Origin of the sequence: Mesorhizobium sp. M0185 (genome assembly GCF_040322175.1) — a bacterium.
In the GTDB taxonomy this organism is placed as follows: domain Bacteria; phylum Pseudomonadota; class Alphaproteobacteria; order Rhizobiales; family Rhizobiaceae; genus Mesorhizobium.
This window is the reverse complement of record NZ_JAMYSY010000053.1, coordinates 19,505-37,778: the sequence shown is the minus strand read 5'-3', so window position 1 is coordinate 37,778 and position 18,274 is coordinate 19,505. Positions and strand designations below refer to the sequence as shown.

24 protein-coding genes and 2 pseudogenes are annotated in these 18,274 nt (G+C 62.5%); 10 read left to right on the top strand and 16 right to left on the bottom strand.

The annotated features are described in order from the left end of the window. Window positions 1-105: 105 nt before the first annotated feature. Entirely contained in the window at window positions 106-1,269 is a 1,164-nt protein-coding gene (locus tag NKJ20_RS28730; RefSeq protein ID WP_352748725.1) for an acyltransferase family protein, read from the bottom strand. A gap of 361 nt (window positions 1,270-1,630) precedes the next feature. Continuing rightward, window positions 1,631-2,224: a hypothetical protein gene (locus tag NKJ20_RS28725; RefSeq protein WP_352748723.1), complete on the bottom strand. Its 594-nt coding sequence runs from the start codon at window positions 2,222-2,224 to the stop codon at window positions 1,631-1,633. Window positions 2,225-2,355: 131 nt separating this feature from the next. On the opposite strand from NKJ20_RS28725, the gene NKJ20_RS28720 reads away from it, so the two are divergent. Then, the gene (locus tag NKJ20_RS28720; protein ID WP_352501187.1) at window positions 2,356-2,646 is read left to right on the top strand and encodes a hypothetical protein; all 291 of its coding nucleotides are present in this window, start codon (window positions 2,356-2,358) and stop codon (window positions 2,644-2,646) included. Window positions 2,647-2,684: 38 nt separating this feature from the next. On the opposite strand, the gene NKJ20_RS28715 is transcribed toward NKJ20_RS28720, so the two are convergent. From NKJ20_RS28715 to NKJ20_RS28680, 8 genes and pseudogenes are all read right to left on the bottom strand, one after another. Continuing rightward, a complete protein-coding gene (locus NKJ20_RS28715; RefSeq protein ID WP_023675723.1) occupies window positions 2,685-2,888 on the bottom strand; it encodes a hypothetical protein in 204 nt (67 codons plus the stop codon). Between the two features lie 71 nt (window positions 2,889-2,959). Continuing rightward, window positions 2,960-3,256 (bottom strand): annotated as a pseudogene (locus NKJ20_RS28710) (phage terminase large subunit family protein); the annotation flags it as partial. Between the two features lie 3 nt (window positions 3,257-3,259). After that, on the bottom strand, window positions 3,260-4,351 hold the full coding sequence (locus tag NKJ20_RS28705) for a methyltransferase (protein WP_352748721.1): 1,092 nt from the start codon (window positions 4,349-4,351) through the stop codon (window positions 3,260-3,262). Window positions 4,352-4,432: 81 nt separating this feature from the next. Then, window positions 4,433-5,188, bottom strand: a complete 756-nt coding sequence (locus NKJ20_RS28700; RefSeq protein ID WP_352748718.1) for a phage terminase large subunit family protein — start codon at window positions 5,186-5,188, stop codon at window positions 4,433-4,435. A 119-nt stretch (window positions 5,189-5,307) separates the two neighbouring features. Then, a complete protein-coding gene (locus NKJ20_RS28695; RefSeq protein ID WP_352748717.1) occupies window positions 5,308-5,865 on the bottom strand; it encodes a hypothetical protein in 558 nt (185 codons plus the stop codon). 439 nt (window positions 5,866-6,304) lie between these two features. Next, window positions 6,305-6,922: pseudogene (locus NKJ20_RS28690) on the bottom strand (terminase large subunit domain-containing protein); the annotation flags it as partial. Next, window positions 6,900-7,298 carry a hypothetical protein gene (locus NKJ20_RS28685; protein ID WP_352748715.1) on the bottom strand — a complete coding sequence of 133 codons (399 nt, stop codon included), beginning with the start codon at window positions 7,296-7,298 and terminating at the stop codon, window positions 6,900-6,902. The pseudogene NKJ20_RS28690 and the gene NKJ20_RS28685, both read right to left, overlap by 23 nt. A gap of 3 nt (window positions 7,299-7,301) precedes the next feature. Further along, window positions 7,302-7,706, bottom strand: a complete 405-nt coding sequence (locus NKJ20_RS28680; RefSeq protein ID WP_352748712.1) for a hypothetical protein — start codon at window positions 7,704-7,706, stop codon at window positions 7,302-7,304. A 353-nt stretch (window positions 7,707-8,059) separates the two neighbouring features. Between NKJ20_RS28680 and NKJ20_RS28675 the strand changes: the two genes are divergently transcribed. Further along, window positions 8,060-8,878 carry a class I SAM-dependent methyltransferase gene (locus NKJ20_RS28675; protein WP_352748710.1) on the top strand — a complete coding sequence of 273 codons (819 nt, stop codon included), beginning with the start codon at window positions 8,060-8,062 and terminating at the stop codon, window positions 8,876-8,878. A gap of 712 nt (window positions 8,879-9,590) precedes the next feature. Continuing rightward, a complete protein-coding gene (locus tag NKJ20_RS28670) occupies window positions 9,591-9,896 on the top strand; it encodes a hypothetical protein (protein WP_352472199.1) in 306 nt (101 codons plus the stop codon). 71 nt (window positions 9,897-9,967) lie between these two features. Here the strand turns inward: NKJ20_RS28670 and NKJ20_RS28665 are convergent, their stop codons facing one another. The 3 genes from NKJ20_RS28665 to NKJ20_RS28655 form a co-directional block, all read right to left on the bottom strand. Next, complete coding sequence (locus tag NKJ20_RS28665) at window positions 9,968-10,321, bottom strand: hypothetical protein (RefSeq protein ID WP_352465355.1); 354 nt, start codon at window positions 10,319-10,321, stop codon at window positions 9,968-9,970. A 298-nt stretch (window positions 10,322-10,619) separates the two neighbouring features. Then, complete coding sequence (locus NKJ20_RS28660; RefSeq protein WP_352748706.1) at window positions 10,620-11,051, bottom strand: DoxX family protein; 432 nt, start codon at window positions 11,049-11,051, stop codon at window positions 10,620-10,622. Between the two features lie 302 nt (window positions 11,052-11,353). Then, a complete protein-coding gene (locus NKJ20_RS28655) occupies window positions 11,354-12,103 on the bottom strand; it encodes a tryptophan 2,3-dioxygenase family protein (protein ID WP_352748705.1) in 750 nt (249 codons plus the stop codon). A gap of 154 nt (window positions 12,104-12,257) precedes the next feature. On the opposite strand from NKJ20_RS28655, the gene NKJ20_RS28650 reads away from it, so the two are divergent. After that, window positions 12,258-12,734: an Lrp/AsnC family transcriptional regulator gene (locus tag NKJ20_RS28650; RefSeq protein ID WP_352708716.1), complete on the top strand. Its 477-nt coding sequence runs from the start codon at window positions 12,258-12,260 to the stop codon at window positions 12,732-12,734. A 5-nt stretch (window positions 12,735-12,739) separates the two neighbouring features. Here the strand turns inward: NKJ20_RS28650 and NKJ20_RS28645 are convergent, their stop codons facing one another. Then, on the bottom strand, window positions 12,740-13,213 hold the full coding sequence (locus NKJ20_RS28645; RefSeq protein ID WP_352453704.1) for an Lrp/AsnC family transcriptional regulator: 474 nt from the start codon (window positions 13,211-13,213) through the stop codon (window positions 12,740-12,742). Between the two features lie 112 nt (window positions 13,214-13,325). On the opposite strand from NKJ20_RS28645, the gene NKJ20_RS28640 reads away from it, so the two are divergent. Then, entirely contained in the window at window positions 13,326-13,892 is a 567-nt protein-coding gene (locus tag NKJ20_RS28640; RefSeq protein ID WP_352453703.1) for an RBBP9/YdeN family alpha/beta hydrolase, read from the top strand. A 52-nt stretch (window positions 13,893-13,944) separates the two neighbouring features. Here the strand turns inward: NKJ20_RS28640 and NKJ20_RS28635 are convergent, their stop codons facing one another. Continuing rightward, a complete protein-coding gene (locus NKJ20_RS28635) occupies window positions 13,945-14,904 on the bottom strand; it encodes a prohibitin family protein (RefSeq protein ID WP_352453702.1) in 960 nt (319 codons plus the stop codon). A 300-nt stretch (window positions 14,905-15,204) separates the two neighbouring features. On the opposite strand from NKJ20_RS28635, the gene NKJ20_RS28630 reads away from it, so the two are divergent. The 5 genes from NKJ20_RS28630 to NKJ20_RS28610 all read left to right on the top strand — a co-directional run bounded on the left by NKJ20_RS28630 (window position 15,205) and on the right by NKJ20_RS28610 (window position 17,116). After that, the gene (locus NKJ20_RS28630) at window positions 15,205-15,555 is read left to right on the top strand and encodes a hypothetical protein (protein WP_352748702.1); all 351 of its coding nucleotides are present in this window, start codon (window positions 15,205-15,207) and stop codon (window positions 15,553-15,555) included. Then, a complete protein-coding gene (locus NKJ20_RS28625) occupies window positions 15,552-15,860 on the top strand; it encodes a hypothetical protein (RefSeq protein WP_023675703.1) in 309 nt (102 codons plus the stop codon). The genes NKJ20_RS28630 and NKJ20_RS28625 overlap by 4 nt, the downstream gene beginning before the upstream one ends. 11 nt (window positions 15,861-15,871) lie before the next feature. Next, a complete protein-coding gene (locus tag NKJ20_RS28620; RefSeq protein WP_023675702.1) occupies window positions 15,872-16,054 on the top strand; it encodes a DUF3606 domain-containing protein in 183 nt (60 codons plus the stop codon). 223 nt (window positions 16,055-16,277) lie between these two features. Next, a complete protein-coding gene (locus NKJ20_RS28615; RefSeq protein ID WP_245274654.1) occupies window positions 16,278-16,460 on the top strand; it encodes a hypothetical protein in 183 nt (60 codons plus the stop codon). 44 nt (window positions 16,461-16,504) lie between these two features. Continuing rightward, on the top strand, window positions 16,505-17,116 hold the full coding sequence (locus NKJ20_RS28610) for a hypothetical protein (protein WP_352748700.1): 612 nt from the start codon (window positions 16,505-16,507) through the stop codon (window positions 17,114-17,116). Window positions 17,117-17,131: 15 nt separating this feature from the next. Here the strand turns inward: NKJ20_RS28610 and NKJ20_RS28605 are convergent, their stop codons facing one another. Continuing rightward, entirely contained in the window at window positions 17,132-18,037 is a 906-nt protein-coding gene (locus NKJ20_RS28605; RefSeq protein ID WP_023675699.1) for a S1C family serine protease, read from the bottom strand. Window positions 18,038-18,274 lie beyond the last annotated feature (237 nt).

Here is an 18,274-nt window from a genome sequence, read left to right as displayed (position 1 = left end):
TCGACCTCAACCTCGTCGAGAGATAGCATGGAGCACTGTTCGCGATGTCCTCGCACACCTGTTCGCGATGTCTCCGGTCCAAACAGGGGGGAGATCGGCAGCGCCTTATTCCGCCGGCGTCGTCTCCAGCGCGGCTTTGCGCCCAAAGCGCTGCACCACGAAACGCCCCATCTTCTGGCCGGGTACTTCGATCAGCGTATAGGTGATCCAGGACAGCAGGCACACCACCGGCAAGACGACGACAACAACGACCGCGAAGCGCAACGGCGCCGACAGCTCGTGGCCGAACTGGGTGATGACCAGAGCCGCCACCGGCTGGAGAACCAGCAGATGGATCAAATAGATGCTGAAGGAAAGCTCACCCATCAAATGAAAGAACCTGTTGGCGAGCGTCATGGCGATCTTTCTGGCCACGATGCCCATCGTTCCCGGCAGCATCCGGTAGAGAACCAGGGCAAAGAACCCCAGGACGAGCGCTTCCCGCATCAACAGCTTGCTCAGCCCATAGCCGCCGCCGAACGGCAGCGCCGCCAGCAGCATGGCCAGTGCCAGATGCACGAAAGGCCGCTTCTGCCTTTGATGGACGACGCCCGCCAGCAGCATCCCGCACAGGAAAATCTGCATCTTCAACGGCAGGAACGACGGCATCGGAAAGTGCACCGACAACTGTCCCATCAAGAACACGATCGCGCTGCCGATCGCCGCGACCAGCATGGCCGCCCATAGCCAGTCAAGCCTGCGCACCAGCAGCATAATGGCCGGGAACAGCGCATAGAACTGCATCTCCAAGCCTAGGCTCCAATCGGGCAGCGGCGTGCGATAGGCGAAATTCGGCACCAGGCCGAACAGGAACAGCAGATGGGCGCCGATATTCTTCAGGCCGCTGTCGAGATAACGCTCGGGCGCCTGCGGCGACCGCAGCAGGAACTCGTCGATGACCATTCTCGACCCGTAGAGATAGGGGCCAAGCGCCAGGGCAGCGAACAGCATGACGTAGAACAGCGGCGCTATCCTGAAATAGCGGCGGGTCCAGAATTTCAGCCAGGTTTCCGGCCTTTGCCAGGGCTCCTTGTCCTGGCGCAGCTGGTAGTGGAACACCATCAGGAAGCCGGACAGCATGATGAACAGATCGACGCCGAGGTCCGGTTCGCCGAGAATAGGAATCTGCCAGCCGGTCAACAACAAGCAGTGCCCGATGAGCACCCAGATCGCGGCAAGCGCCCGAAGCCCGTCCAGGCACTCGATGCGCGATGACCGGACCTCCGTCATGCCGAACTCCTCGATGGCCATGTTGCAATGCAGCATGGCGGCTGAGGGAGGAATGTCAACCGTGCGGAAGGAACACGATTTGCGCTGTGCTGTTACGGAAAACGCGGAACACCGGAGGGCAATTGTAGAGGCATGCACTTGAACACCCGGGGCGCGAAGGATCGCGGCTTACGCGATCCCGGCAGGCAAGCTCCCGTCTATCTCTTCTTCAACCTTGCATGCCGGCGCCAGTACCACCAAGCGAGCACGCGGTTGCGGAACACTCTTCTCATGGCGCCCATGTCACACCCCCAGCAGCACGCGGCGCTGGCCGGTGAGCTCACTGGGCGACAGATCGGTCTTCACCGTGCCGGCAGTGCCGTCATTGGCCGCAAGCTGGGCCCGCAAGGCGGCTTCGCGCGCCTGTACGTCCTTGTCGGCAATGGTCGGTGTCTTTGGCAACGGCTTCAGCGCCGGCGGCTTTTGAAAAAGACACATGGTTTTCTCCGAAATGAGAGCTTCTTATCCAGTCGTAGAGCAGAAAATCCTCGCCGTTCCTGCCATAGCCCGGCAGGCGGCAGCGTTGCGTGGCGCCCAGCCGGGCAAGCCAGCGCAGCCCCAGTTGATTGGCCGCCAGCGCTCGCGCCTCGACCCGCCATGCGCCGCGCGCGGCAACTTCAGGCCCGAGCACGGCATGAAAGAATTCCGTAATCCCAGGCACGCAGCGCCTCATGCGGCGCGTGCCCCAGCTCCAGGCGATCCACAGCCCGCTGCGCTGCTCGGCAGCGCCGAAGCCGGCCTCCGGATTGCCGTCGAGCTCGGCGACATAGGCAAACCCCTGCAGCGCCGTCAACGCCAGCAGCGCCGGCGACCAGTGGTCGAACTGGCAATCGATCTCGGCCCGGTCCTCGAGCCGGAGGTTGGCAGCGATGTAGGAGAGGTCGCGCAAAGTGGCGGGAATGATGCGGAGGATCATGTTGGGTCACTTTCCGGCACGCTGCGAAGCGGAGAGCCCTAGGGAAACGAGGCGCCAAGCTAGATTGACTCTCTTTGCCGTCTGGATTTCCTTGGCCTGTGACTTGTGGATGTACCTATGGGAACAAGCGCATGACTTGTAGTAACTGCGCGCCGATCGAGGAGACCCGTACGATCTTTAGCACCGGTCGTCTCGCGGCGGCGATCACGATGGCCAAAGAGGCCATACGCGACGGTATTCTGCAGGAAGTACCGGGTGGTCCTATGTCGAGTGTCATCCCGCTTTCGGATCTCAACCCGGATGGACCATGGGACGATCTGCTTCGTTACCGCTTTCGCTGCACGACCTGCGCACAGGTTTTCTTGCTCTCCGCAGAGACCTATCATGGCAGCGGCGGCGAATGGGCTAAGGAGCCCGGCTAAGCTTTTCGGCGCTTCGTCCTATGCGTCCGCCGCGAATCTCAGTCCTGGCGTATCTTCGCGGACATCCGGCTGTCGATCTCGGTCAGCTTGGCGAGAATGCCTTCCTGCGCCTGCACCATCGCCTGTTGAACGCGGATCAGCTTGAAGGTGAGCCAGATCGTTACCCAAAGGCTTGCTGCGAGATAAATCAGCATCGGCATCCAGGAGATGAATATCCCGAGCAGCGAGTTTTCCGATTCCATATTGCCCCCCTAATATGATGTTGCCGCTACATCGTCGTTTTGCCGCCGGGCGTGCATAAACGCAAGCATCGTCACCGAAACGCCCCCAGCGGATCGCTCTGCCCCGCCTTCCGCCGCGCGGCCTTGAACAGAGCCGGGTCGACCACCGCTTCCCTCAGCATCATCACGCCGTAGCGGGTCGCCGCCATCAAATCGTCGCGCAGCTTCACTACCTGGCCGTCCCTGCGGTGATAAAGCCGGAACTCCTCGAACCATGGCAAAAGCGTCGAGAACACCTTGAAGCGGCCTGATTGCATGCGGTCGAGCATCTCCATCAGCCCGGCTTCGACGGAGACCGAACCGTCGGCGAACTGCGCGCGGGTGCCAAGCCTCTATTTGTAAGCCACTGCTGCGCTTGCAGGTCCCGCCAACGGAATAATCTCGCAGCGACTAAACCCTGCCTCTTTGCACCACTCGGTGAACTGGGCGCCGGTGAAGTCAAACGCCTCGCCAAATTCGATCAGCATGTTCAGCGACATCATGAGACCGAAGCCGTTTTGCCTGCGTTCATCGTCGATGATGTTCTCGATGGCGACCAGCGCGCCGCCGGTCGGCAATGCACGATAGGCCTTGGCGATCAGCATCTTCTTGTTCTCGAGATTCCAGTCGTGAAGGATCATTCCCATCGTGATGATGTCCGCCTTGGGGAATTCGTCCGCGAAGAAGTCGATCGTCTCGGCGATGACCCGGCCGCCGAGATTGCGCTCCGTCAAGCGCCGTTCGGCGATCGGCTGCACATCGGCGAGATCGCACGTCCGGCATTGCATATGCGGATGCCGCGCCGCGACGATGGCCGAAAGCTGCCCGGTTGCGCCGCCTATATCGGCCAGCGTCTTATATTTGGAAAAGTCGAATTTCTCGGCAAACGCCGTGAAATTGCCCATGGAGATGCCGCTCATCGCGTCCATGAACTGCTCCAGGCGCGCCGGGTCCGCATAGAGCTCGCCGAACATCGACTTGCCTGTCTCCTTGATCTCGTTTTGAGGCTTTCCGGTTTGCAATGCCGGTGTGAGATCGCCCCAGAACCGATACAGTCGTGCGTTCGCCATCTCAAGGATTCCACCGATGTATTGGGGGCTCCGCTTGACCAGGAACAGCGCGGTCGATGGCGTATTGCCGTATTTGCCGGTTTCACCGGCGCCGTCCCTCTGCAGCAATCCGAGCGCGACGAGGGTGTCGAGAAAATCATACGTTGCGCGCGGATGCAGCCCCATCGCGCCTTGCAGTTCGAGGCCCGTTTTGGGGCCGTCCGCAAGCAGCGAGAAGAGTCCCAGTTCCACGGCGCTCAACAATGTCTTGGCTGGCCAGAACCCAAAGCCAATTTGCAGTATGTGGTCTGGAGAAATTCCGTCTTGCATCTGAGCCTCCCCTATCGGCGAACGCCCCCGTGAGGCCACGCCGATGCGTCCCTTGAGCGGGATCATTCGATGCTACACCACGTCCACGGACGTTCACTACAGTTTTCCAATCGGAGCCGGAGCGCATTGCCTCCCTCCCGATTTTCCTCACCGAAACGCCCCCAGCGGATCGGCCTGCCCGGCCTTGCGCCGCGCGGCCTTGAACACCGCCGGGTCGACCTGCGCCTCCCTCAGCATCATCACGCCGTAGCGGGTGGCCGCCATCAGATCGTCGCGCAATTTCACCACCTGGCCATCCCTGCGGTGATAGAGCCGGAACTCCTCGAACCAGGGCAAAAGCGTCGAAAACACCTTGAAGCGGCCGCTCTGCATGCGGTCCAGCATCTCCATCAGCCCAGCCTCGACAGAGACGGAACCGTCGGCGAACTGCGCATGGCTGGCGAGCATGTTGAGCCCATGTGCTGAATACTGCCTGGCAAGTGCGGTGCCCGCCCCTTCCAGCGTCTCGCGACGACCGTCGCGCGGCCAGGCAAAGGGCAGCCATTCGCCCCACGGCTTCAGCGTCAGCGCCTGCATGGCGGGAGTCTGCTGCGAGGCGCGGCAGGCCTTCGTGACATAGACGACGTCGGCCTCGGTATCCCAGGCAAGCTCGACCGCGGCCGAGGGATGGTCCCAGCCGAAATCGAGCGCGCCGAGCCGCGGCCAATAGCGCGGCAGCCGGAACGGCTCGCAGGCGATCAGCTCCTCGGCCACCGGAAAGATGCGGCCGGAGCCGAGCACCGGAATGCCCTTGGCCCGCGCCTCACGCTCATGCGCCGGATAGGCGGCAATGATCTCGGCGCGCTGCTGCGGCGTATAGTGCTCGGCATCGTCGATGGTCATGAAGGTGACGTGACGGGTCATTGTTTTTCACCCTCGCGGCATTGAATCGTGGTGGGCGGGTGCGCGCTTCAATGCCCCGCCTCGCGGCTCCGTTTGCATCGCTCGGAACACCTGCCACGGAGCCGGTCGAAAAGTCGGGATCAGATCGCCCGACGTTTGATGCGCACGACTTTCGGCGCCTGTGCATCCATGAACATGTAGCACCGGCCTAGCAGCGCCTTTTTGCCAAAATCATCGAATACGTTCTGCCCGAGCGGCGTGAACAACACCTCGTCGGTCGTCAGTCCGTCCTGGTGGCGAGCCTCGATCTCTGGCCAATGCGCCTTGGCAATGTCGGTCAGCACGACGTTGAAGGCAGGATGATTGTAACTGACCAACAAATTGCCATCGTCCATATCAGACGGTTTCATGTCCGGGTGGTAGTTGTAGATCTCGGCAAGCGTCTGGATGGCTGCCAAGGATGCAGCGCCATCGGAAAGACCAGCCTCCGTCAGCACACAGGTGCCGTTTTCAAGGATGGCAAAGTCACGCTCCTGGTTGAAGTAGTAGCCAAAGCGCTCTTCGATGCGATCGATGGGCTGCGAAAACGATGGCCGCCATTTCGGGACAGGAGGAAAGGTCGCTGACATCTCTGCTCTGCCCGCTGATGATACTGCAATTGAAGACAGGCCGCCGATGAACACCATCCGCCTATTCATAGTCGTGATCTCCCGCCCAACGCAGTCAGTCTAGTTTCGGATCGTGACTTGGCAACCGCGATGATCTCGGCGCAGCGTGTAGTGTCCGGCATCGTCGGTGGTCATGAAGGTGACGTGGCGGGTCATTGTGCGCCCTCGCGGCATTGAATCGTGGTGGCAGGCGCTGGACGGATGATGTTGTTTGACAAAGAATATGACGCGGTCGGTCAAAAGCCTGGGTTCCTCGCCCCACGGAGTGGGGAGAGGTGGCTCGGCGAAGCCGAGACGGAGAGGGGAATTGCGCCGACCTGTGCAGACAACAATCGAGAGAGCCAGCGTCTGGTGCTTGCCAAAGTCCCCTCTCCGGCCGCTGCGCGGCCACCTCTCCCCACTTTGTGGGGCGAGGAACCCAAGTTCTGCAATGCTAGCCCTTGCCCATCCCTCCCACCTCCTCCGCCGACAAGAACAACAGCACCACATCGCTCATGCCGAGCAGCGGCGTGAAGGTGACGATGGTGATGCCGCCGGTGGCGTTGGTGCGGGTCAGCCCTTCGGAATAGATGTCGAGCGGCGGTTCCTCGTCGAACCAGACGCCGTGCAGCGTTTCGCCCTGCCATTTCTCGCGACCCTTCTCGTAGCTCTTGAACGACAGCACCGATTCACCGGCCTGGACGTCGCCGCCGCCGCCCCAGCGCACCACGACGCTGTCGAGCGCGCCCGGCGCCCGTCCCGCCATCGTGCTGACGAGGGCGTCGGCCGGGATCATGCCGGTGCCCCAGGCCGCCTGCTGCTGCGGCGGGCCGATCAGGATGCGCTGCGGGTTGTCGCGCGTGCTTTCGCCGGTGACACCGGCCGCCCACATCCGAACCGGACAATCGAAAACCTTGCCTTGCCACCAGTCGGGATAGCGGCCGGTGAGATGCATCGCCCATTCGGCGCCGCCGGCCCTGGTCTTGCCGAGCTGGTTGCCGGCCATGAACAGGCGCTCGCGATTGGTCGCGCCGGCTGCATGGAACTCGGCCTGCCGGGGATAGGGCCGATAGGCGGCAAGCTGGTTAGTGCGGCGCCTGCGGTCCAGCTCCGCCAGCAGGCTGAGATATTCCGTCCTTGCCGCCCGGCTGTGCGAGGCCTTTTGCGAAGCCCGGCTTCTCGAGGAACGGCCTAAGGACGGCTTCGAGGCCGCGGATGCGCTGCCTGATTTCGTCATCGCTCAATGCATCCAGATTGTTGATGTTGACATTAAGATCCTTGGGCAGCACCGACAGCACGAGCTTCAGATACTGATCGGGCTTTTCGGCGCGCACCTCGGCGATGACGCCAGCGCCATGGGCGCGGAAATCGGCGCGGATCGCTTCGAGGAAACCATCGGCCAGCGTCTTCTTCGGCCGCCTGGTTCGGCTGCCGGGTGCTTGATCGTGCGGCTGGGGATCGCCGGCGGAAGGAGCCTTGGCCATGCCCTACTCCGCCGTCCCGGCGGACATCGGCTTCTTGTTGCCTGGCCGCACGATGCGCTTGCGCGGCCTGGCCTTCTTGCCGGCGAGTGCCGACTTCGGCTTCCGCGGCTGGCTTGCGGGTTTCGCATCAGTCGTCGTGCCGGGCTTCATCGCAGCGGCGTCGGGCAAGGCGTTCAGCCTTGCCCTGAGAATTGCCACCGCCTTGCCGTCGAGTGCTCCCGACGGGAAGCCAAAGCCGCCGACCGCATCGCCGGTACCGCCGCGCACCATGCCGATCCGCACGCCTGCGGCCACCTGCTCGAAGCGGCCATGGCGGGCATAGGGTGCGGCGCCGGCAAACTCGCCAATGGCGCTGACGACCTCGCGGCCGTCATCGTCGGTGATGATGGTGGCATAACGGTTGGACATGGGGTGTTCTCTGGGGTGGGCGCACTGGACGATAGGTGGTTGCGGACCGGGATAGTCGGTCGCGTTCATTCGCGCCGACATACCTCGGCAGCACACGCAACATTCGGTCGAACAGGAGCCCGAAATGAAAAACCCGCCTCGGCGGGCGGGTCGTTGGAGCCAATTGGCACCATACCCAGATTAGTAGCATAGCTGCCGGCACAAAGCAAGAACAAAATGTGGCGTAGTGGAAGAAAATCCACTGACGACCTCGCACCCTCGTCGGTGAACGGCTGGAAGGAGGGGCGAAAAGGGCGGGCATTGCGTGAGACTTGTGTTGATGGGATGGTGGTTGCGCTTGAGGGGAACGCGTCATGGGCAATGTCACCAGTCACTACGGCAGCGACGGCATCGTCGATCGCATATTGGCCGCGATCCCGGACGCCGACCCGGCCGGAAAACTCGCGGCCGCGCAACTCTATCCGTTCGATCAGCTCCATGGCCGCGAACTGATCGCCACGCGGGAGCATGTGGCCCGTCTTGCTCCTTCGCCGACAGATAGGATCCTGGATATCGGCAGCGGCATTGGCGGGCCGGCAAGGTTTCTGGCCTCGACCTATGGCTGCCAGGTCGACGGCATCGACCTGACACCAGCCTTTGTCGCCGCGTCGAGCCGACTGACCGCACTCAGCGGATTGTCTGACAAGGTTCGCTTCCATCAGGCCGACGCAACGAAACTGCCTTTTGGCGACAGCACCTTCGATGCGGCGATCTGCTTCTATGTCGGCATGAACATCGAGAACAAGGCCGCGGTCATCGACGAGGCCTGGCGCGTGCTGAAACCGCGAGGCAGGCTGATCTGGACCGAAGCCGTGCTCGCCGGCGGCGAGCCCTACTATCCCATGCCCTGGGCGGTTTCTGCGGCGACCAGCCACCTCGCCGATCGGGAAAAATTGAAAACCCTGTTTGTCGATGCCGGATTTCGCATCGACGAAATCGTCGACGAAACCGGCGAACATGTTGAGCTGGCGCTGAAGAGGGCCAATTCCGGCATCGTGCCCTCGCCGGCGCAGCAGCAGGCAAATGAAGTCGTCATGGGCGCGGAATTCCTGCAGCGCCGCCGCAACTACATCCGAAGCCTGAGTGACGGAAAACTCGCCTCGCTCGCCGTGATCGTCTCCAAACCGGCCTGAAACAAAAAAACCGCCTCGGCGGGCGGGTCGTTGGAGCCAAATTGGCACCATACCCAAATTAGTAGCATAGCTGCCGGCACAAAGCAAGAACAAAATGTGGCACGGCGGCAGAAAAATGCGAATTCCGTTCAGCGCCTCGCCTTGTCCGCCTCCCGATTGACCTTCCAAGAAGACCGCTAGGCTGCATTCCTTCGCGCCCCTCTCTGTCCTGCCGGACATCTCCCCCACTTGGGGGGAGATCGGCTTTCGCGCCGGCTTTCGCCAATCTCCAACGTTGCAGGAAGAGCGCAACGCCGAAACCGCCAATCTCCCCACTTGAGGGGAGATGGCCGGCAGGCCAGAGGGGGGTACTGTCCCGGGCGCTGTCCCGCCGACTTAAAGCCGGCAACACAAGCGACGTTCGATCAAAAAGAAGCCTGAAAACAAAAACCCGCCTCTGTGGGCGGGTCGTTGGAGCCAATTAGCACCATACCCAAATTAGTAGCATAGCTGCCGGCACAAAGCAAGAACAAAATGTGGCGTTGCGACAAAAGAACCGAATTCTCTTCGGCGCCTCGCGTTGCCCGCCAGCCACTTTGTGGGCGCGAACGCAGCGTCGGCAATTGGCGCTTCCTCCATTTGCCGAGGCATCTCACCGGCCGACGAGCAGCCGCAGCCGCGGATCAGAACAGGCATTCGCGCGTTTGAACCCCAGCCAATGGGAGCAAAAGCCATGAACGTCGCCAATCTGCAACTCGAAGGCCTGCTGATGGCCATCGCATCGATCAATCAGGTCCTGGTCCGCAAGGGCGTGGTCTCCGTCGAAGAGATAGACATCGCCTTGCGCAAGGCCGAAGCCAGCGAGACCAACGAGGAAAGGTCCGAAGGCATGTCGGCGTCGAGCCGCGATGCCGTCAACTTCCCGATCCGGTTGCTGGAGTTGGCCAATCAATGTCAGCCGGAGACGGACATGCCGTCCTTCTCGAAACTGGCGCGCATGGTCGGTCAGATCAAGGAACCTTACAACGACCAGATGTGACGCGGCGATCATAACTGACGCCGCGACAACGGCTTGCCGCGGCGGGGTGGCAAGACTGCTGGCGGCGCCTGCTAGCGGCCCTGCAGGATCTTGATCAACTTGCTGCTGTCGGCCCCCGGCGAGGAAAGCCTGCGGTAGTCGGCGTAAGTCAGCCTGCCATTAGCAACGGCATTAAAGAGCCGGTTACAAAAGGCGCTATCGTATTTTGCGACACTGACATTCATGATTGCTGCGTAAGTCTTTCTTTCGTTGAGCGGCGTGGACCTCTCGCGTGCAATGCATTCGTTGATCGCCACGCGCTTGGTGACAGGGCTGCCTTCAAGCGTGGTATGCATCGTGTTGAATTCGCCTTCGGTCAAGGTAGTGCAGCCGGCAAGCAGAGACGTGCCGATCATGGCGGCAGCAAAACGCGTGGCGATGTTCATGAATTCCCCCTCAAGACCCGCGTCTTGCTTAGCCCGCCGAATGTTGGAAGTACAGAGGGAATGCAGGCGCATCTACAAAAAGCATAAACCTCGAACGCTCGTACTTTAGCTGTCGCTTTTATTGCGCGCGACCTGCGATGGCCTGAATGACGGTATCCGGCCGTTCTCGATCGTCACGACGATGCTGGTGCGGATCGTGCTGCCGATCTGGCCCTGGTCGCGGTCATAGACCCGACCGCCATTGTCGCAGCCACCCTTCTAAGCGCCTTTATGAGAACGCCGGATCCGAGGTTGGGGATCATCCCCTGCCAAGCCTCAGCGCCAGGACCCTGCCCGGCCCGTGCACGGCGGCGAACAGCAGCCCGGCCAGGAAGGTGAAGTGATCGACGAAGAAGCCGAACTCCGCCTGGTTGCCGGCCCAGTGCGACGGCCCGTGGAAGGCAAAGCCGAGGAACAGCACATAGGCGCCGGCGACGAGTGCTGCCCATGAGAAGAAGGCGCCGGTCAGGAAGCATAGAACGAGGACGACCTCGAGCAGGGCTGCGCACCAGGCCAGGAAGAGCGGGAATGGAAGCCCGGCCGCCGCGATATAGCCGGCGGTGGCGCCGATATCGACGAATTTGAAGATCACGGCCATCAGGAAGACGGCGGCGAAGATCAGGCGGGCGACGAGGATTGCCGCGGTCTGCCACGGCGACTGAACGGTTGATTGAGCGGTTTCCAAGGTCATGACGTCCTCCCAAGAGTTACGATGGTTGTGCCCCAAGGACGCACCACCAGCCGCAAGCCCGACATCATCCCCCGAAAAACCTGAGAGATACAAGCGCGTAGCGAGAAGGCCTCGCAAGACCAGGGTTCCTCGCCCCCATTCATGGGGGAGAGGTGGGGCGGCGAAGCCGCGACGGAGAGGCGCCGGCAAAGAAAAGGCCCCTCTCCGGCCGCGGAGCCTGTCCCCGGGCTTGCCGAAGGCAAGACCCGTGGGCGGCCACCTCTCCCCCAGCTTCGCGCGGGGCGAGGAACCCAAGCCTGGCTCTATTCCGCAGCCTTCGCCCGGCTGATCGGCTCCCGTACCGTTCCATACTGGCTGCCCCAGCGGTCGGTCATCGCCCAGCGTATGTCCCAGAGCTCCGGGAAGAAGCGGTGGCGGGCGCCGGCTTCCAGCAATTCGACCGGCCGGCCCTTCAGCGATTTCGCGCCGAGGCCGATCGTGCGGTGGATGAGATAGAGGTGGTTGGCACGGAATTTCTGGAACAGCTCGTCGAACTCGATCAGCGCTTCGGCAACGACATAGCTGTCGCCGTGATCGTAGCCGGTATCGTAGACATCCTCGACCGAAAGGCCGCGGTCGTCGAGGTACGACGCCTTGAAGGCCCGCCACAGATCGGGCGGCAGGCGCAGCAGCTGCTTGAAACCCGGCGATTCCTGGCCGCTGCCATTGCCGAGCTGCAGCCGGATCTGCTGGTACTCCTTGGGCGACATGGTTTCGAGCAGGTCGAGCTGCGCCGTCATCAGCCGCATCAGCCGGTGCACGCGCCCCATCAGCGTGACGATGCGATGCGTGTCCTGCTTTTCCAGGAAATCAACGACATCGACCAGCGTATAGGCGATGAGCTTCATCCACAGCTCCTCGACCTGATGAACGATCTGGAACTGCAGCTCGTCGGCATTCACCATCTCGGCCAGCGGCTTCTGGCAGGCAAGCAGCCTGTCGCATTTGAGGTAGACGCCATAGTCGCGCATCTCAGGCGTTTCGATGCGGGCATAATAGTCCTGCTTGTCCATGGCCATGCTCCTTGCCGCGGCCGTTGGGCCGCAGGCGTTTGTTGGATCCCAGCCCGAGTCTAATCGCTTTCTTGCCGAACATTGTCCCTTTCTGTTATTCGAGTGGCGGGAAACGAAGGACGAAAATTGCCGCTGAAGCAGATTGGAAGAACGAATGATGCTGGATGCGGTCGACCGGAAGATCATAGCTGCGCTCGAACGCGAGGCCCGCATCTCCTTTGCCGCGCTCGCCGATGAGGTCGGCTTGAGCAAGACACCGTGCTGGAAGCGGGTCAAGGCGCTTGAGGACGCCGGCGTCATCCGCGGCTACTCGACCCGGATCGACCCGGCCAAGCTCGGCTTCGGCATCGAAGCCTTCATCCAGGTGTCGATCGATTTCGAACTGTCGGACGCCTTCGAGGCGGCGGTCAAAAAGCATCCGCTGATCCGCCGCTGCCACGCCACGACTGGCGAGGCCGACTATCTCCTGCAGATCGTCACCGTCGACATGATGGCGCTCGACAGGATGCTGCGCGAGGAGCTCAGCCGGCTGCCCGGCGTGCGGCGCACGATCACCTCGATGGCGATGCGCGAGATCAAGGGCGGCATCTCGTTCGCCAATGCCGTCGGGCATACGCCGACCAAGCGATAGACCGGTCAGGCCCTGGTCATCAATTCGCGTCCCAGCCGCTTCGGTTGCTCGGCGCGCAGAACCACATTTGTCGTCACCGTGCCGTAGTGGCCGATGCTGTCGACGATGCTTTCAAGATCGGGCGGTGACGGGACCACGACCTTGACCAGAAAACAATCCTCGCCGGTCACCCGCAGCACCTCGACCACCTCCGGCAATTGGGCGAACTTCTTCAGGCAGGCCTGGATATGCTCATGCGTGGTGCGCAGGCGGATGACCGCCATGGTGCCGAGCCCGAGCGCTGCCGAATTGATCACCGCCTTGTAACCGGTGATGACGCCGCGCTCCTCCAGCCGCTTCACCCGTTCCGAGGTGGCGGGCTGGGACAGTCCGACGCGGCGGCCAAGCTCGGAGATGCCGATGCGACCATCCTCCTGCATGATCTCAATGATCGCCAGATCGGTGGGGTCGAGCCTTGGCCGATAATCGCCGTTCCGCATGATCGCCCTTTAATCCATCGGATTTCGTCGCTGCTTTCCGATGATCTCTCATTCCGCCACCTGGGAGAAGACCTAGAATTGCACGCGCTGCATCAGGAAAAAAGGGCTTCGCATGACCGACTTCATCATTGTGCCGGGCATCGGCGGATCGGGCAAAGCCCACTGGCAGACACGTTGGCAGCAGGCAAACCCGGCGATGCGGCGGTTCAACCCGGCGAGTTGGGACGCGCCGGACCTCGACGACTGGGTGGCTGCGCTGGAAACCGCTGTATGCCAGGCAAGGACACCGCCGGTGCTCGTCGCCCATAGCCTCGGCTGTCTGCTCGTCGTACACTGGCAGCGGATCTCCCCCCGCTCTATCGCCGGCGCGTTGCTGGTCGCGGTTCCGGACCCTGCGTCGCCGGCCTTCCCCTCCTCCGCCCGGGCCTTCGCCGACGCACCGCAACAACGGCTTCGCTTTCCGTCGCTGATTGTCGCGAGCACCAACGATCCCTACGGCTCGCTGGACTATGCCAGGGCGAAATCCGAGCGATGGGGCAGCGATCTCCATATCGCCGGACCGCTTGGCCACATCAATGGCGACAGCGGGCTCGGCGACTGGCCGGCGGGAATGGAGCTGCTGACAGCTTTTCTAAGTCAAACGCAGGCAATCGCCCGAGGCGCCGTGCTTCAGCCGTAACCGCACCAGGACGGTTATCGCGCCGCCGCCCTGATCTGGTTTGCGCCGCGCCTCAGTTCGATGTCGCGGCAGGCGTGCTGAGTTCGAGGAACGGTACCGTCGAGCCCGGGATCATCGACTTCGGCAATTCGCCGTTCCATCTCTCCGCCTTGGTCAGTTCGACCAGCAGCGGATTGTTGGCGATTGCGGCGGCGCGAGCCTTGATGGCGCCCGCGGTCGCATCGCCTTCGACCCTGGTCTTGTAGGCGCTGGCCTCGGCTTCGGCCTTGACGCTGTCAGCGCGGCCCTTGGCCTGGGTGACGGCGATATCGGCCTTGATCTTTTCCTGCTGCAGGTTCTGTTCCTGCTTCTGCACCTCGACCTGCGCCGTCATCCTGGCTTCGACCGCCTGCTCGTAGGCATCGGAGAAGTCGATGTTCTCGACCTGCACGCTGTCGATCATCACCGGCCCGTCGGTTACCGCCGCGATGGCCTCGGCGACGTCCTTGTTGAACTTCGCCCGGTTCTGGATAACCGACACCGCGTCGTACTGGCCGAACACCGTCTTGATCTCCTGCGGTGCTTTCCTGGCAATGACACGGTCGGCCAGCGCTTCGATCGACCCGTAATTGGTGTAGACGTTGCTGACCTCGGCGGCCGGCACGTGGAAATTGACGGTGACGCGCATGTCGGCCGGCTGCTGGTCGCGCGAATAGGCCTGCATGGCCGGCAGGCCGCTGCAATCGTTCTGGTTCTCGCAGCCCCATTTGAGCACCTGCTGGCGCAGGCTGATCTTCTCGACGCGCTGCAGCCACGGCAGCTTGAAATGCAGTCCGGGATCAACGACCGAACTCAGCGCTCCGTTGGTCAAGAGCACGCCGCGGTCGCCCTGATCGATCGTGTACCAGGATCCAAACAGCGCAAAGACGCCGAGCGCCACGATGACGAGTGCGATCAGGCCGGAACCGATCGACCCCGATGCCATCCCCGGCTTGCCCTGCGGACGGCTTGAATTGCCTTGCGTTTCGGTCATCACCCCACCCCAACCTGATTGCCCGTGCTGCTTTGCCCACAATAGTGGCGGCATTGCAATCCTCTGGATATGGAAGGACCTTCGCGCCAGCCGGCCGGACCGGCGGGGTGGTTCAGGCCGGCTGGCGGATTTCCCCTCCAGCCGCGGCAGCGGGCTGGGACGCGTTGCCTGGCGTCTCCTTCTGCCGTTCGGCATCGGTTTTGCGCTTCGGGCAATCCTCGTAGTCGTGGTCGCGCCCGCCGCAGTAGGAGCAGCATTTTGCTGGCGCGTCGGAGCGAAGCATCGTTGGCATGCACAAGAATGCACGAAACCCGACAGATTGCGAAGGTCGATTTCGCCACGGAACCGCTGCCGCCGCATGAAAGTTATCTGCTCATTGCAACGGGAGCACAGGACATGGCCGACGACCCGAACCGCTACGAGACCGGAGCGAGGAAATATCCGGCAAAGACGAGCCCCGACGCGGCCGACGAATTTTCGCAGGATGCGGCCGGCAACAAGCCACCTCCCGGCGGCATGGGATTGACCAGGCCGGCTGACGATTTCGACGACAGGACCCTGCATTCGGAGGGCCAGAACCCGCCGCGCGCAGCGATCCGGCCAGACGGCAAGGCCACCGCCAAGAAGCCTGGCAAGGACGCAAGACGATGAACGTCGCCAATCTCCAGCTCGAAGGATTGATGATGGCGATCGCGGCCGTCAACAACGCGCTGGTCCACAAGGGCCTACTGTCGGTCGACGAGGTCGACATGGCGTTGCGCCGGGCCGAGGCGGCGATGACCAGCGACGAGCGTCTCTATGAAGACATGTCGCCATCCAACCGCGACGCCGTCTGCTTTCCGCTCAGGCTGCTGCAGGCGGCCAACAATGCCCAGGGTGAAACCGGCGTGCCGTCCTTTGCCGAACTGGCCAGGATGGTCGGCCGGACCAAGGAGCCCTATAACGACCAGATGTGATGGAGGACGCCATGGCCGACGACAAATCCAAGACCAAGCAGGATCGCAAACTGGTCTCAGGCGAAGAGCCTTACGAGGTCGCTGCCTTTGCCCGCAAATACGGCATACCCCAAAGCGAGGCCGCGACCATCATCAAGCGTTACGGCCCCTCGAGGAGGAAGCTCGACGCGCATATGGCGAGCCGCAACGCCTGATCCAATTCTGGCGGCGGCCGCCGTTCACGCCGGAAGCGTCCCTGCCCTGCCGCCTTGTCGAGAGTATCGGCACCGTCAGCCGTGACCTGTCGGGTTCGCCCCTGTGGGGATTCAACGCCTGGTTTTGACGGCCGCGGAATACTCGCGCAGCGCAACAACTCATTTACCTCGACGCTGTACCAGTCCGGTGAGCAAAGCCGGGGGTCGGATGCAGGAACAATTATTGCGCTACGAATGTGTCATGGAGCCGAACGGCCGTTGGATGGTGTGGGACATCGTTCACGATCTGCCGGCGCAATTTTCGGAAATCGCGCTGATCGGCCTGAGCCGTCGTGAAGCGGTTTCGCTCTGCCGGCTGCTCAACGAGACGAGCCGTTCCGAGACGCGGCAGAGCCGGGCCTCCTGAGAAGCGCGTGCGTCTCAGGCCTGCCCAGGCTAAGAGGATTTTACATGCGATCGACAATATTCGGTCTGGTCCTGCTGCTGCCGGCCGCCGCACTGGCAGAACCGATCGAGACGCAGAAGATCATCACGGCGGCGACCGGCGACTGGAACGGCGACGGCGCCGCCGATCTGGCGATGATCGTCGAGACCGAGCCCGGCCATCCCATGGACCTGTATTTTTTCCTCAAAGATCGCGATGGCGATTTTCTAAAACCTGCCGGGATCGTGCATGATCAGATTGACGGGGAATGGAAGGATTACGACCGGCCGGGCCCCGCCACATCCGACACCGAGCCCGAACTCACTACGCTCCCCAACGGTTCGATCAAGCTCTATATTCCGGCGATGGAGATCGGCAGCGAGCGGACCAACAAGACGCTGACGCTCGCCTGGCGCAACGGCACGTTCGTCGTCGCCGGTTTCGCCTACGAGTATTGGGACTACATGGACGACAATGTTGCCGGCGACTGCGACTATAATGTGCTGACCGGCAAGGGCAAAAGCAGCAAGAAGCTGGCGGACGGCACCACCAGGCAAGCGACCGTATCGGTCGAAGGCAAGGTCATCCCGTTCGCGGAATGGACCCCGGGCACTGGCTTCAGCGCTTGCGGAGAGTGAGAGGTTTCGGTTGCCTCACTGCAGCGGCGGCTTCCACAGCAGGCTGTTGCGATCGGCGGACTTGACGCGCAGCCAGGTTTCGCGGCCATCGCGCAGCACCCGGAGCGGGATCTCGGCACCCGCCGGGCCGCTCTTCCAAAGCTTGCGATAAAAATCGGCAAGCCCATCGACCGCCGTGTCGCGAACATCCGAGATGACATCGCCTTGGCGAAGGCCCGCCTGGGCGGCTGGACCGCCCTCGGCGACGCTCATCACCACGACCTTGCCGTCGCTCTCGGCCGAGAAGGCGCCGAGCCACGGCCGCGGCGGCCTGGCGACCTGCCCGCGCGTCAGGAGATCGTCGAGGATGGGCGGCAGAAGATCGATCGGCACCACCATGTTGATGTCGGCGACCTCGCCGTTGCGGCTCATCTGCAGGCGCAGCGAACCGATGCCGAGCAGCCTGCCATCCGCGCCGATGAGGCCGGCGCCACCCCATGAGGGGTGAGCCGGCGCCGTGAAGATCGCCTCGTCGAGCAGATATTCCCAATAGCCGGCGAATTCCTGCTTGGTGACGATCCGCGCCCGCACGGAGCGGCCGACGCCGTCGGCGAGCACGACGGGATCGCCGATCTTGGCCCTGGACGCATCGCCGAGCGCAATGGCGGGCAGCCCGAGCGGCGCAAGCGCCTGCACCAGGCCGAAGCCCGACTCCTGGTCGTAGGCGAGCGCATGGGCGGGAACCACGCGCCCGTCCTGGTCGGCCAGCCAGACCTCCTCGGCCTCGGTGATGAGATAGCCGATGGTGAGTACCAGCCCGTCGCCGCGGATGACCACGCCACTGCCCTCGCGGCGGGTGCCAAGTGTATTTGCCGTGAAGGCGTCCTCTGGCACGGTGGCGCGGACGGCCACGATGGATCGCAAAAGGGGTTCGATATTCATGCTTTGGTTCCTGGCAATGTTCGCAGGCTGATATGGGCTATAGGTATGGCGCAGGTGATCAGGCGCAAGAGGTGGCGCCGGCTTTGGCGTGGACCGGCGCCGCGCCGTTCGCGCCGGGGTTTTGCAACAGCGCCGGCAGCCCTATCTGTACCTACGGCTATCCCAAGCTGCCCTATGCAAAGTTCCTCCGCCATTACCCACGTTGATATCTGATATCCTCCCAACCCAACCCTTCCA

Excerpts from the sequence above, each read along its gene's own strand:
- NKJ20_RS28730 (WP_352748725.1), bottom strand. The coding sequence starts at position 1,269 with ATGACGGAGGTCCGGTCATCGCGCATCGAGTGCCTGGACGGGCTTCGG.
- NKJ20_RS28725 (WP_352748723.1), bottom strand. The coding sequence starts at position 2,224 with ATGATCCTCCGCATCATTCCCGCCACTTTGCGCGACCTCTCCTACATC.
- NKJ20_RS28720 (WP_352501187.1), top strand. The coding sequence starts at position 2,356 with ATGACTTGTAGTAACTGCGCGCCGATCGAGGAGACCCGTACGATCTTT.
- NKJ20_RS28715 (WP_023675723.1), bottom strand. The coding sequence starts at position 2,888 with ATGGAATCGGAAAACTCGCTGCTCGGGATATTCATCTCCTGGATGCCG.
- NKJ20_RS28705 (WP_352748721.1), bottom strand. The coding sequence starts at position 4,351 with ATGATCCCGCTCAAGGGACGCATCGGCGTGGCCTCACGGGGGCGTTCG.
- NKJ20_RS28700 (WP_352748718.1), bottom strand. The coding sequence starts at position 5,188 with ATGACCCGTCACGTCACCTTCATGACCATCGACGATGCCGAGCACTAT.
- NKJ20_RS28695 (WP_352748717.1), bottom strand. The coding sequence starts at position 5,865 with ATGAATAGGCGGATGGTGTTCATCGGCGGCCTGTCTTCAATTGCAGTA.
- NKJ20_RS28685 (WP_352748715.1), bottom strand. The coding sequence starts at position 7,298 with ATGGCCAAGGCTCCTTCCGCCGGCGATCCCCAGCCGCACGATCAAGCA.
- NKJ20_RS28680 (WP_352748712.1), bottom strand. The coding sequence starts at position 7,706 with ATGTCCAACCGTTATGCCACCATCATCACCGACGATGACGGCCGCGAG.
- NKJ20_RS28675 (WP_352748710.1), top strand. The coding sequence starts at position 8,060 with ATGGGCAATGTCACCAGTCACTACGGCAGCGACGGCATCGTCGATCGC.
- NKJ20_RS28670 (WP_352472199.1), top strand. The coding sequence starts at position 9,591 with ATGAACGTCGCCAATCTGCAACTCGAAGGCCTGCTGATGGCCATCGCA.
- NKJ20_RS28665 (WP_352465355.1), bottom strand. The coding sequence starts at position 10,321 with ATGAACATCGCCACGCGTTTTGCTGCCGCCATGATCGGCACGTCTCTG.
- NKJ20_RS28660 (WP_352748706.1), bottom strand. The coding sequence starts at position 11,051 with ATGACCTTGGAAACCGCTCAATCAACCGTTCAGTCGCCGTGGCAGACC.
- NKJ20_RS28655 (WP_352748705.1), bottom strand. The coding sequence starts at position 12,103 with ATGGACAAGCAGGACTATTATGCCCGCATCGAAACGCCTGAGATGCGC.
- NKJ20_RS28650 (WP_352708716.1), top strand. The coding sequence starts at position 12,258 with ATGATGCTGGATGCGGTCGACCGGAAGATCATAGCTGCGCTCGAACGC.
- NKJ20_RS28645 (WP_352453704.1), bottom strand. The coding sequence starts at position 13,213 with ATGCGGAACGGCGATTATCGGCCAAGGCTCGACCCCACCGATCTGGCG.
- NKJ20_RS28640 (WP_352453703.1), top strand. The coding sequence starts at position 13,326 with ATGACCGACTTCATCATTGTGCCGGGCATCGGCGGATCGGGCAAAGCC.
- NKJ20_RS28635 (WP_352453702.1), bottom strand. The coding sequence starts at position 14,904 with ATGACCGAAACGCAAGGCAATTCAAGCCGTCCGCAGGGCAAGCCGGGG.
- NKJ20_RS28630 (WP_352748702.1), top strand. The coding sequence starts at position 15,205 with ATGCACGAAACCCGACAGATTGCGAAGGTCGATTTCGCCACGGAACCG.
- NKJ20_RS28625 (WP_023675703.1), top strand. The coding sequence starts at position 15,552 with ATGAACGTCGCCAATCTCCAGCTCGAAGGATTGATGATGGCGATCGCG.
- NKJ20_RS28620 (WP_023675702.1), top strand. The coding sequence starts at position 15,872 with ATGGCCGACGACAAATCCAAGACCAAGCAGGATCGCAAACTGGTCTCA.
- NKJ20_RS28610 (WP_352748700.1), top strand. The coding sequence starts at position 16,505 with ATGCGATCGACAATATTCGGTCTGGTCCTGCTGCTGCCGGCCGCCGCA.
- NKJ20_RS28605 (WP_023675699.1), bottom strand. The coding sequence starts at position 18,037 with ATGAATATCGAACCCCTTTTGCGATCCATCGTGGCCGTCCGCGCCACC.